10 protein-coding genes and 1 pseudogene are annotated in these 11818 nt (G+C 69.1%); 4 read left to right on the forward strand and 7 right to left on the reverse strand.

The genetic code is table 11. The features are described from left to right. The first annotated feature begins 360 nt into the window (after positions 1 to 360). From IF17_RS0133240 to IF17_RS0133250, 3 genes are read left to right on the forward strand one after another with little or no spacing between them, the layout of a single operon-like run. Positions 361 to 1218, forward strand: a complete 858-nt coding sequence (locus IF17_RS0133240) for a class-II aminoacyl-tRNA synthetase family protein (protein WP_030574291.1) — start codon at positions 361 to 363, stop codon at positions 1216 to 1218. A 47-nt stretch (positions 1219 to 1265) separates the two neighbouring features. Next, positions 1266 to 1517: a hypothetical protein gene (locus IF17_RS0133245; protein WP_030574297.1), complete on the forward strand. Its 252-nt coding sequence runs from the start codon at positions 1266 to 1268 to the stop codon at positions 1515 to 1517. A gap of 10 nt (positions 1518 to 1527) precedes the next feature. Then, positions 1528 to 2163, forward strand: coding sequence for a 4'-phosphopantetheinyl transferase family protein (locus IF17_RS0133250; protein WP_051884190.1), 636 nt, complete (start codon positions 1528 to 1530; stop codon positions 2161 to 2163). Positions 2164 to 2298: 135 nt separating this feature from the next. On the opposite strand, the pseudogene IF17_RS1000000140010 reads toward IF17_RS0133250, so the two are convergent. The 4 genes and pseudogenes from IF17_RS1000000140010 to rhaI all read right to left on the reverse strand — a co-directional run. Continuing rightward, a pseudogene (locus tag IF17_RS1000000140010) lies at positions 2299 to 2439 on the reverse strand ((Fe-S)-binding protein); the annotation flags it as partial. Positions 2440 to 2523: 84 nt separating this feature from the next. Next, positions 2524 to 3975: a rhamnulokinase gene (locus IF17_RS0133255; RefSeq protein WP_030574304.1), complete on the reverse strand. Its 1452-nt coding sequence runs from the start codon at positions 3973 to 3975 to the stop codon at positions 2524 to 2526. After that, positions 3972 to 6014, reverse strand: coding sequence for a bifunctional rhamnulose-1-phosphate aldolase/short-chain dehydrogenase (locus IF17_RS0133260; RefSeq protein WP_030574307.1), 2043 nt, complete (start codon positions 6012 to 6014; stop codon positions 3972 to 3974). The genes IF17_RS0133255 and IF17_RS0133260 overlap by 4 nt, the downstream gene beginning before the upstream one ends. A gap of 90 nt (positions 6015 to 6104) precedes the next feature. Further along, entirely contained in the window at positions 6105 to 7265 is a 1161-nt protein-coding gene (gene rhaI / locus IF17_RS0133265; RefSeq protein WP_425315177.1) for an L-rhamnose isomerase, read from the reverse strand. A 175-nt stretch (positions 7266 to 7440) separates the two neighbouring features. Between rhaI and IF17_RS0133270 the strand changes: the two genes are divergently transcribed. Continuing rightward, positions 7441 to 8469, forward strand: a complete 1029-nt coding sequence (locus tag IF17_RS0133270) for a LacI family DNA-binding transcriptional regulator (RefSeq protein WP_030574311.1) — start codon at positions 7441 to 7443, stop codon at positions 8467 to 8469. 98 nt (positions 8470 to 8567) lie between these two features. Here IF17_RS0133270 and IF17_RS0133275 read toward each other — a convergent pair whose 3' ends face one another. Genes IF17_RS0133275 through IF17_RS0133285 form a run of 3 tightly spaced genes read right to left on the reverse strand, consistent with a single transcriptional unit; the run spans position 8568 to position 11742 of the window. Next, on the reverse strand, positions 8568 to 9431 hold the full coding sequence (locus IF17_RS0133275) for a fumarylacetoacetate hydrolase family protein (RefSeq protein ID WP_030574314.1): 864 nt from the start codon (positions 9429 to 9431) through the stop codon (positions 8568 to 8570). A 36-nt stretch (positions 9432 to 9467) separates the two neighbouring features. Then, positions 9468 to 10505 (reverse strand): cupin domain-containing protein, encoded by a 1038-nt coding sequence (locus IF17_RS0133280; protein WP_030574317.1) that lies wholly within the window; start codon positions 10503 to 10505, stop codon positions 9468 to 9470. Positions 10506 to 10527: 22 nt separating this feature from the next. After that, positions 10528 to 11742 carry an FAD-dependent monooxygenase gene (locus IF17_RS0133285; protein ID WP_030574320.1) on the reverse strand — a complete coding sequence of 405 codons (1215 nt, stop codon included), beginning with the start codon at positions 11740 to 11742 and terminating at the stop codon, positions 10528 to 10530. Positions 11743 to 11818: the final 76 nt, after the last annotated feature.

The raw sequence follows: 11818 nt of genomic DNA on the forward strand, positions 1-11818 counted from the left end.
GACGGCGGGATGGATGGCAGTGCCGTGGTGGGAAGAGTCGTGACCACGTCGGTCAGCAGGATTGGTCCAGACCGCCTGGGCTGTCAAGTGCGCTACACATATGGGGATATGACATACCTGCATGTGCCAGGAGACCACGGAACCGATACCTGCCGTTCGGTTTCTTTGGTCTAGACAACACCTGGGCAACGGGCCTACTGTCCAAGGGCGCGGTCGGAATTTGTGACGGGCTGTCAACCCGTTTTCCTGCCTGCGTTCCGGCCGCTGACGGCCCTGTTCAGGACCGCCGCCACGGCGATGTGGTCCGTACACCCGGTGGGTGTCCCGATTGCCGGCCCACACCGAGAAAGACGCGGTTTCATGAACACATCCAGCATCACGGCTCTGCCGGGTATCGAGCTGAAGAGTCCCGGTGCCGGGCTGATCACGCTGGACCCGGTCCGCACTGCTCTGCTGCGGGGCCTGGATGAGCTGCTGACCGGCCTGGCCGCGCGGCTCGCCGCCCCCGAGGTCGTGGGGCCGCCCCTGCTGTCCGTCGAAGGACTCGCGCGGCTCGACTTCTTCCGCAACTTTCCTCATCTCGGCGTATCCGTCGGGCGGTTCGGCTCCGAAGCCCTTGACGGCTTGGCCTCCGGCGGGTCGCCCCAGGACCTCCCACTGCAGCCGACCGGCCATGTGCTGCCTTCCGCGACTTGTTACGGGCTGCTGCTCTCCCTTGAGGGCGAGGACGTAGGCGAAGACGGGCTCAGGCTCTCGGCGGTCGGCCGCTGCTTCCGCAACGAGACCCACTACGACGGTCTGCGCCGCCTGTGGGGGTTCCACATGCGGGAGGTGATCTACCTCGGCACCAAGGACGGAGCGAGCGAACACCAGAGACGTGGCGGGGAGTACGTCGAAGAGGTGGCCGGGCGGCTCGGGCTCACCCTGACCCGGGCGGCGGCCGACGACCCGTTCTACGACAACGGGGGATCGCGGGCCCGCCTGATGGCGCTGGACCCGGTGAAGTTCGAGTACAGCTCCCCCGACGGCACGGCCATCGCCTCCGTCAACCGGCACCGCAACTTCTTCGGCGAGCGGCTCGGCATCCGGGCGGGCTCTCACGGGCCCGCGTACAGCTCCTGCGTCGCCTTCGGTATGGAGCGCTGGGTACACGCGATGATCCTGGCCCACGGCACCGCCGAGCAGGCCCTGGAGCGGCTCCGCGCTGCCGGTTCCTGACCTCGATACCTGGCAGTCACCAGAAAAGTTAGAGGAGCTTTTTCCCCATGCAACGTGTCACAGCGTGGCTCAATGAGAAGAATCCCGGCCTCGACAGCCCGATCGGCGTCGAGGAGGACCTCATCGAGGCACGCCTCATCGACTCGATGGACTTCCTGGAGTTCATCGATCTCCTGGAGGAGATCTCGGGTGACAGCATCGATCTGCAGGAAGTCACCATCGACGACTTCCGCACCCTCGCCCGCGTCAGGGAGCGCTTCCTCGGCTCCGCCGTCCTCGCGGACGCGCCGGCCGGCTGAGCACGGGCCCGTGACCCGCCACCCGCCGCCGTATCTTCCGCAGCCCGGTCTCCCGTCGTCGTACGAGAGGGGCGTAACCGCCTCCGTGCTGGTCGCCACCACCGCCGAGGTGCTGGCGCACCCGGAGCTGGACGAGGGCATGCTCGCCCCGTGGGAGCAGCGGCGGCTCGCGCACATCCGGGTGCCGGGCCGGCGCGACGATGTGGTTGCGGCCCGGCTGCTGCTGCGACTGTGCGCCGCCCGGGTCATCGGCCGGCCGCCGCAGACGGTGTATCCGGCCCAGCGCTGCCCCGGATGCGGGCGGGACGGGCACGGCCGCCCGTATCTGCCCGGCCGCCCCGGACTCGGCGTCAGCTTCAGTCACGCCGACGGCCTTGCCGCCGCGGCAGTCGGGCCGGGCCCGGTCGGCATCGACGTGGAGCCCCTCGAACGTCGGCCCGGACCCCTGACCGTACTGCGCCGGCTGCTGCCGGAGGCCGAGGTGGACGCCGCCGGCGCCGAGCCTGAACCCGGCCCGGCGCTGCTGCGGTTGTGGGTGCGGCGGGAGGCGCTGTTCAAGGCCGGGCGGGACGACGCCCGGCTGACCGGGTGGACGGATCACCGCCGGGCAGCCGTGGTGGCCCTCGCGAGCGGGGCACCTCGGTGACAGGCCCGGTGGACAGCGCCCCCGGTCGCAGCCCCTTTGGGCGGGCCCGTCGCGGAAGGGTGAGTGCCCGTTCCAGGTGGAACTCGACGCCGTCGAGCTGCCCGGCGTCGATAGGTGACCACGCCGCCTGGGCGGTGAAGTTGGTGGCATGACGACGGCGTCGTAGTCGGCGAAGACGTCGGCGACCCGGTGAGGGAGCGGTTCGGCCTGGCGCCGGTAGCCGGTGTCGGGGTAGAGCGTGTCGTTGACACAGGTGAGGAAGAGAGCGACACGCATCGCGGTCCTTCGGTTCGGGCGGTAGGGCTCCGGATGGGCACGGTGTCAGGTTCCGCGCCCATCCGGAGGTTCGGGCGTCCGGTCTCAGCCGGAGATCCGCCGGGCAGCGGCATCCCAGGCCGCTCGGTCGCCGGACGGTTCGTAGCGGTGCAGCGGCTGGCTGTCCGCCACCTGCTGCCGCATCTGGGGGACGTCGCCGACCAGGCCGAGAGCGCGGGCCTGGACGAGTACGTTGCCCAGGGCGGCCGCTTCCACCGGGCCTGCAACGACGGGCAGGCCGGACGCGTCGGCGGTGAGTTGGCACAGCAGCCTGTTGCGGGCGGCGCCGCCCACCATGTGGATGACGTCGACGTGGCGGCCGGAGAGCTCCTGTGCCTGCTCGATCGCGCGCCGGTGGGCCAGCGCGAGGGAATCGAGGATGCACCGCGTGATCTGCCCGCGCGTGACCGGCTCGGGCTGTCCTGTGGCCGAACACGCTTGTGCGATGCGTCGCGGCATCAGGCCCGGTGCGAGAAAGGCCGTGTCGGAAGCGTCGATCACCGACCGCAGCCCCTTTACCGAGGCGGCCTCCCGCAGCAGTCCCACCACATCGTCATCACCCCAGTCGCGCATGCATTCCTGGAGCAGCCACAAGCCCATGACGTTGCGCAGGTATCGCACGGTGCCGTCGATACCCGCTTCGTTGGTGAAGTTGGCCAGCCGGCTGGCCTCGGTCAGCACGGGTGCAGACAGCTCCAGGCCCACGAGTGACCAGGTGCCGGTACAGATGTAGGCGAAGTGGTCCTTGCGGCCGACGGGCACCGCGGCGACGGCGGAGGCGGTGTCGTGGGACGCGACCGTGGTGACCGGTACCTGCCGATGCCAGTTCAGTTGCTGGAGCACGTCCGGCAGCAGGGTGCCGGCCCTGTCGCCGGGGGCGCGCAGTGGGGCGAACAGGGTCAGGTCGATGCCGAGAGGGCGGGCGATGTCCTCGGCCCACGTTCCGGTGCTCGCGTCGAGCAGCTGGGTGGTCGAGGCATTGGTGACTTCAGTGCCCTGCTCGCCGGTCAGCCAGTAGCTGATCAGGTCAGGGATCAACAGCAGTCTTGAGGCGATCGACGCCTGCGCGGTGCGCTGCGCGGCGACAAGCTGGTAGAGGGTGTTGAACGGGGCGTGCTGGATACCGGTGCGGGCGTACAACTGCTCGGCGGGGACGGTCTGCCAGACCTGCTCCGGGACGCCATCCGTGCGCGTGTCGCGGTAGTGGACGGGAGCGGAGAGGAGGTGGCCGTCGGCGTCAAGGAGGCCGTAGTCCACGGCCCAGCTGTCGACGCCCACGCTGTCGACTTCCCCGGCTGCTTTCAGTCCGTCGAGGACCCCCGTGTAGAGGGAGTGGATGTCCCAGCGCAGGCCTTCGAGCAGACGGACAGGGCGGTTCGCGAACCGGTGGATCTCGGCGAGGTCGACCCGGCCGGCGGTGACGCGACCGGCGATGACGCGGCCGCTGTTGGCGCCGAGGTCGACGGCGGCGAGGAGTGCGCTGTCGGTTGCCCTCATCGAAGGAAGGCCGGGGCGACACCCGCGTCGACGGGGATGTGCAGACCGGTGGTGTGGCTGAGGTCGCCCGCGGTGAGGGCGAAGACCGCGTTCGCCACGTGCTCGGGCAGGACTTCCCGCTTCAGCAGGGTCCGCTGGGCGTAGAACTCGCCGAGCTTGTCCTCCTCGATGCCGTAGGTGGCTGCCCGCTGGGCACCCCACCCGCCGGCGAATATCCCCGAACCACGCACCACGCCGTCGGGGTTGACTCCGTTGACGCGGATGCCGTGCTGGCCGAGCTCGGCCGCGAGAAGGCGCACCTGGTGGGCCTGATCTGCCTTGGTGGCGGAGTAGGCGATGTTGTTCGGGCCGGCGAAGACGGCGTTCTTCGAGACGATGTAGACGATGTCGCCGCCGAGGCCCTGCTCGATCATGAGCCGGGCGGCTTCGCGGGATACGAGGAAGGAGCCGCGGGCCATGATGTCGTGCTGCAGGTCCCAGTCCTTCGCGGTGGTCTCCAGCAGGGGCTTGGAGATGGAGATGCCGGCGTTGTTGACGACCAGGTCGACGCCTCCGAACGCGAGGACGGCCTCGCGGAACGCGGCGGTGATCTCTTCCTCGTCCGTGACGTTCATGGTGACGGCAACCGCCCGGTCCGGTCCGCCGAGTTCGTCCGCTACCGCTTCGGCGCTGTCCGTGTCGAGGTCCGCGACGATGACACAGGCGCCTTCGGCGGCGAGCCGGTGCGCGATCGCCTTCCCGATGCCGCTTCCGGCTCCGGTCACCAGGGCGACCCGGGTGGCGAGGGGCTTGGGCGGGGGCATGCGCCGCAGTTTGGCCTCCTCCAGCTCCCAGTACTCGATGCGGAACTTCTCGGACTCCTCGATCGGGGTGTAGGCGGAAACGGCCTCGGCGCCGCGCATCACGTTGATCGCGTTGACGTAGAACTCTCCGGCTACCCGGCTGGTCTGCTTGTCCTTGCCGAAGGAGAACATCCCCACCCCGGGCACGAGGACGATCGCCGGGTCGGCTCCGCGCATCGCGGGCGAGTCGGCGGTCGCGTGCCGCTGGTAGTAGGCCGCGTACTGCTCGCGGTAGGCCGCGTGGAGCTCCTTGAGCCGCCGTACGGTCGTGTCCAGCGGTGCGGTGGGCGGCAGGTCCAGGACCAGAGGGGCGACCTTGGTGCGCAGGAAGTGGTCGGGACACGAGGTGCCGAGAGCGGCGAGTCGGGGGTGCTCGGCGCGTGACACGAAGTTGAGGACGACCTCGCTGTCAGTGAAGTGTCCGACCTGAGGACGGTCCTGCGAGGCCAGGGCCCGGATGTGAGGGGCCAGGGCAGCAGCCCGCTCGTGGCGTTCCCTGACGGGGAGCGGCTCGTAGCCGTCGATCACCGGCCCGAAGGGCTCGGGTCGGCCACGGTCGGCGAGGAAGGCTTCGGCGGTGCGGATGATGCGCAGGGAGTTGTTCTCGCACTCTTCAGAGGTGTCGCCCCAGGCGGTGATGCCATGGCCGCCGAGAACGCAGCCGATCGACTGCGGGTTCGCCGCCTTGACTGCGGCGATGTCCATCCCGAGCTGGAAGCCGGGGCGGCGCCACGGCACCCAGACCACGCTGTCGCCGAAGCACTCGGCTGTCAGCTTCTCCCCGTCGGCAGCACAGGCGAGTGCGATGCCGGAGTCGGGGTGGAGGTGGTCGACGTGGGCCGCCTCCACCAGGCCGTGCATGGCGGTGTCGATGGAGGGGGCGGCGCCGGCCTTGCCGAAGGTGCAGTGGTCGAAAGCGGCAACCATCTCGTCCTCGCGGTCAACGCCCGGATAGACGTCCTTCAGAGCGCGAAGCCGGTCGAGCCGGAGCACGGCGAGACCGTCTTCGGTCAGCGTTCCCAGGTCGCCGCCCGATCCCTTGACCCACAGCAGCTCGACCTCTGCACCGGTGACGGGATCAGCCCCGGCTCCCTTTGCCGACGTGTTCCCGCCGGCGTAGTTCGTGTTGCGGGCATCGGAGCCGAGGCGGTGCGAACGCTTCAGCAGATCGGAGGCGGGGCGGCGGACGGAAGACATGAGCATCCTTCTGGAACGGGCGGGAGGGCGGGGCGGCAGGTGAGGAGCCGCGATGGGCCGGAATGAACGCCGGCGCGCGAGGGCGTGGGGTCAGGCACCCCAGCCGGCCTGCTCGCCACCGACTCGCTCGGCGGCGGTCTTCTCGGACCAGCCGGATGCGGCGTACGCGGCGACGGGATCGGCGTTCAGGCCCGCCTCCTCGCGTACCTCACGCAGGAGCGGGCGTACATCGGTGGCGTAGGCGTCCATCAGGACGGCGTTGGCGGCGAGCACGTCTCCGGTCCGCTGAGCGGATGCGAGAGCGTCGTGGTCGACCAGGAGAGCCTTGGCCGTTGCCTCCTGCACGTTCATCACCGAGCGGATGACCGCTGGGACTTTCGCCTCGATGTTGTGGCACTGGTCGAGCATGAACGCAATCCCGGTCTCCGCCGCCAGTCCCCCGCCCCGGATCACCTCGTACATGATCCGGAAGAGCTGGAAGGGATCGGCGGCCCCGGCCATCAGGTCGTCGTCGGCGTAGAAGCGCGAGTTGAAGTCGAAGCCCCCGAGCCGCCCCTCGCGCAGCAACAGGGCCACGATGAACTCGATGTTCGTGCCCGGTGCGTGGTGCCCGGTGTCGACGACCACTTGCGCTTTCGGGCCCAGCTTGAGGCAGTGGGCGTACGCGGTGCCCCAGTCCGGGACATCGGTGGTGTAGAACGCCGGCTCGAAGAACTTGTACTCCAGCAGGATCCGCTGATCCTCGCCGAGGCGCGCGTACACCGTGGCGAGGGACTCGGCCAGCCGCTCCTGCCGGGCGGAGACATCGTCCTGACCGGGGTAGTTGGTGCCGTCGGCGAACCAGAGCTTGAGGTCCGGCGAGCCGGTCGCGTCCATGATGTCGACGCACGCCAGCAGGTGGTCCACGGCGCGGCGTCGCACGGGCGCATCCGGGTGGCAGACGCTGCCCAGCTTGTAGGCATCGTCCTGGAAGGTGTTGGCGTTGATGGCACCGAGCCCCAGGCCATGGTCTTCGGCGTACGCGGCCAAGGCCGCGTAGTCCTCGACCTCATCCCAGGGGATGTGCAGCGAGACCTTGGGCGCGACACCGGTGAACTCGTGCACCTTCGCCGCATCCTCCAGCTTCTCCCACGGCGTGCGCGGAACGCCGGGCTGGGCGAACACCTTGAAGCGGGTCCCGGAGTTCCCATAGCCCCAGGAGGGTGTCTCAATGGTCTGGGCCCTGAGCGTGGCCTTTACGGCCTCCCGCACGACAGTCATGGTCAACCTCGGAACCTGGGGCGCCGCGTCGACGCCGTTGATGAATCGTTTCATAAGTAAGAAAGCACTTGCGGCGAGGCCCGTCAAGAGGATGCGGTTGACAATTAATGAAAGGATTCAACACATACGGCTGCGCCGACTAGGATGGCGTTCGCTCAGATCGAAGATGAACGGATGGCCGGCTGTGGTGGGGATCAAGGAGGTAGCACGCGAAGCAGGAGTATCCGTGGGCACGGTGTCCAACGTCCTGAACCGGCCGGACCAGGTGTCCGAGCAGACGCGTGCACGTGTGCAGGCGGCCATCGAGATCCTCGGGTACGTCCGGAGCGAATCGGCACGTCAACTCCGCGCGGGACGAAGCCGCATGCTGGGCTTGCTCGTGACGGACACCGGCAACCCCTTCTTCGCCGCCCTGGCACGGGGTACGGAAGAGGCGGCGGACCGGGCCGGGCTCGGGGTGATGGTCTGCAACAGTGCCGAGAGCCCGTCCGCCGAGCAGGCCTACCTGTCGCTCTTCGCCGAGCAGCGGATGCGCGGCGTGCTGCTGGCGCCCGTCGACTCGCACGGGGCACCCTGGCACGTGCTGAGCCGCCAGAACATCCCCTGCGTCGTCGTCGACCGGGCGGTCGGCGAGGATGAGGTGTGCTCGGTGGCCGCCGACGACGTTCTTGGCGGACTGCTGGCAGGCCGGCACCTTCTGAAGGCCGGACACCGCCGCATCGCCTACGTGGGCGGCCCCGAGCAGCTGCGGCAGGTCCGTGACCGGCGGGACGGCCTCCTGCGTGCTGTGCACGAAGCCGGCATGAGCGCCGACACCGTCGTCGATGTGCCGGTGCACCGGCACGACGTACGAAGCGGCCGGGACGCAGGTCACCGCCTCATCGGCCTGAGCCCGCGGCCGAGCGCTGTCTTCTGCGCGAACGATCTGCTTGCGCTGGGCATCATGCAGACCGTCTTCGACGCAGGAGTGCGGGTGCCGGATGATCTCGCGGTCATCGGGTACGACGACATCGAATTCGCCGAAGCCTGTCTCATCCCGCTGACCTCCGTCCGCCACCCTGCTGCCGAGATCGGCCGTCTGGCCGCCGAGCTCCTCCTGAAGGAACTCGACCCGGCACCGGAGGGCCACCGGCACGAGAGCATCGTGCTCCAGCCGGAGCTCGTAGTACGTCGCTCCACCGTTCCCAGGGCCTGAGCGCCCCTAACTGTGGATGGTCGTAGCGGGGGCTCGAGTCCGTGCGCGGTACCGAGCCACCGCCTTCTGGCTCGGTACCGGCCCGACCGCATGGCGGCTCAGCTGCGGCGGTCTCCCGGCCGGGAGGCGTAGGAGGTGGCCTGGGAGCCGTCGACGGACACCTCAAGCCGTCCGATCCTCTCGATCTCCACGACGACGCGATCCCCGTGGGCGAGCGGGCCGACCCCGGCCGGGGTGCCCGTCGCGATCACGTCGCCCGGGTACAGAGTCATCACCGAGGAGGCGTAGGCGATCAGTTCACGGACTCCGAATATGAGGTCGGCGGTGTTGGTGCGCTGCCGGGTCTCCCCCGCCACGTCGCAGCGCAGATCGAGCCGGCCGGGATCGGGAATGCCGTCGGCGGTGACCACCCACGGTCCGATGGGGGTGAAGGTGTCGAAGGACTTGCGGGTGGACCGGTCCTCACCGGACCTGACGGTGATGTCGAGCAGGCAGGTGTAGCCGAAGACGTGGTCCAGCGCGTCCTCGGCGCTCACTCGCGACGCGGTGCGGCCGATGACGACGCCCAGCTCGCCTTCCTGGTCGGTGCGCTGGTCGGAGTAGGGCAGGACGATGGCCTGACCGGGGCCGATCACCGATGAGTTGGCTTTCAGGAAGACGCCCAGGTCGGCGATGGACGTGGGGTAGTCCATCTCGGCCTTGTGATCGAGGTAGTTGACCGGGGCACCGATGATCTTTCCGGGGCGGGGCAGTGGCGCTTCGAGCGTCACCTCCGACAGCGGCGCCCGGCGGCCGCGTGACGGCACCAGTACCGGACCGGTTCCCTCGGCAAGCGTCTCGATGTAGTGGTGGAGTGCACCGGCCGCGCCGGTGGAGGGAGAACCGACCTGGTCGGTCACGTCGATGATCGTGTCGCCGTCGACGACGCCGAGCCGTCCCTGGTTGAAAAGGGCCAGACGCATCGTGGCCTCCTTGGGGGTGTCAGAGGGGTGGGGTGGTCAGGCGCCGGGGTCGGCGCTCTCGGTGCGGTAGAGGCCCAGGGAGCGCATGACGGGCTCGTCGCTGTAGGAGAACAGGACCGCGTCGCTGGACGTGGAGGTGTTCAGGTGCCGGTAGGAGGCCCAGCCGGGTATGGCGAAAGTGTCGTTCTCGGTCCAGTCGAGGCGCTTGCCGTCGACGATGGTGGCGCCTTCGCCGCGGATGACATTGAAGATGGTCGATACGGTCTGGCGGCGGCCGGCTCCGTCGAAGCCCGGGCGCAGCCTCTGGACACGGCAGCCGATGGTGGGCATGACGGGCCCGCCGGTCCAGGGGTTGGTGTACTCCAGGACGATGCCGTCGACGTCGCTGCCTTCGGCTGTGTCCGCGATGGCTTCCAGTGCCCGGTCGGTCTCCTGCCAGGTGTAGCGGGTGACAGGAGAGTTGGGTCCCTGCGGAGTGATCCACGCCGGAGTCAGGCGGCCGTGGAGGAACTGACGGGATCCGGCGTCGTCGGGCCGGGTCACGGGCTGGAGGCGTTGAGGATACTTCTCGTAGAACCCTGCCTCCAGGGCGTTGACGAGGGGGTAGTCCAGGGCGTCGAGCCAGATCATCGGCACGTCGCCCTCGTGTGTGTGGTCGTGCCAGTGCCATCCGGGGGTGAGCAGGAGGTCGCCGGGGGCCATGAAGACGCGTTCACCGTTGACGGTGGTCCAAGCGCCGTCGCCCTCCAGGATGAAGCGGAAGGCGTTGGAGGTGTGCCGGTGTGCTTGGGCCGTTTCACCGGGGAGGATGATCTGCAGCCCCGCGTAGAGGGTGTTGACGGTGGCCGGTGGATCGGTCAGGCCGGGATTGACGAGCATGAGGACCCGTCGTTCGGCCTCCTCCAGAGACAGCGTCTGGGAGAAGTGCAGCAGGTGGGGCCGCAACTCCTTCCAGCTCCACCGGTGGGGCACGGCCCGGCTTCGGGGCTGGGCGGGGAACAGGTTTCCGTAGAAGCGCCACAGCGGGGCGGCTCCGAGGTCGTCGAGGGCCTTGTAGGCGGGGTCGTCGGTCATTTCGTCTCCTCGCGGTGGTCGCTCACGGGGCGGTCGATGCCTCGGGTTCGGTGGTCGGGGTCCACACCCAGGCGATGTCGTCGAAGTCGTCGGGGGCGCGGGTGGCCAGGAGCTGATTGCGCATGAGGGCTCCCATGCCGTCCAGGTGGCAGATGTCACCGAACCGCCGGGCGTTGGTCTGGATGCCTGTGGCTCGTTCACTACGCAGGCCGGCGTAGGAGGCGAAGGCATCTGCCGGGTCGGTGTGCTCGCGCAGAGACCTTCCCAGGGCCACCGCGTCCTCCAGGGCCTGGCAGGCGCCCTGAGCCAGGTACTGCAGCATCGGGTGTGCGGCGTCGCCCAGCAGCACGATCCGTCCATGGACCCAGTCGGCGACCGGCAGCCGGTCGAACAGGGGCCAGCGCCGGTCCCGCGCGACCAGAGGCAGGGCGTCGCGCACCGTACTGCACGCTCCGGCGAACCGCTCCTCCAGCTCCGCCTCGGTGCCCCAGTCGTCCGAGTCGGGGGTGTAGTGGTCGCTCTCGAAGACCGCGACCTGGTTGTAGAGCTCGCCGCGCCGTACGGGGTACTGCACGAGATGCATCCGCGGACCGGCCCATACGATCACCGATTCCGACGACGCGTGCTGGGACATGGATCCGGTCATGCTGCTGACCGGCAGGGCTCCTCGGTAGGCCACGTAGCGGGAGCAGACGGGGTCGCCGTCGCCCACGAGGAGCTGTCGCAGACGCGAGTGGAGGCCGTCGGCCGCCACCACCGCGTCCGCCGTAAGCCGCTCGGGCGTCTCGGCGAAGTCCAGGCGCACCTCGTGCGGTGTCTGTTCCGCGCCGGTGACGGTGTGTCCGGTGCGCAGACTGATCGAGGGGTGCTCCTGGCAGGCTGCCAGGAGTGCTTGGTGCAGGTCGGTGCGGTGGGTGACGAGGTAGGGATGTTTGAAGCGGCTGCGGTAGGCGTTGCTTCGGAGGTCGAGGGCGGTTATCTGCTCGCCGCTGAGTGCGTCCATCATGACGAGTTGCGGCGGCGCGACGGCTGAACGTTGTACGGCGTCGAGAACGCCGAGTTCTTCAAGAGCGAGCGAGGCGTTCGGGGCCAGCTGGAGGCCGGCTCCGATCTCTCCGAAGCGGGCGGCCCGCTCCACCAGTGTCACGCGGTGGCCGTTCCGGGCGACCGCGAGGGCTGCGGCCAGCCCACCGATGCCGCCTCCGACGACGGCGATGTGCAGGGGCGGAGAAGTCATAGGCACCAGGGCCTCCTTGGAGGGGGTCGGTCCGCGTCCATTGCGGTCGCTGTGTCGGGATCGCTGTCATGCGGAC

The sequence above is a fragment of the Streptomyces cyaneofuscatus genome (assembly GCF_000718135.1).
GTDB classification, from domain to species: domain Bacteria; phylum Actinomycetota; class Actinomycetes; order Streptomycetales; family Streptomycetaceae; genus Streptomyces; species Streptomyces cyaneofuscatus.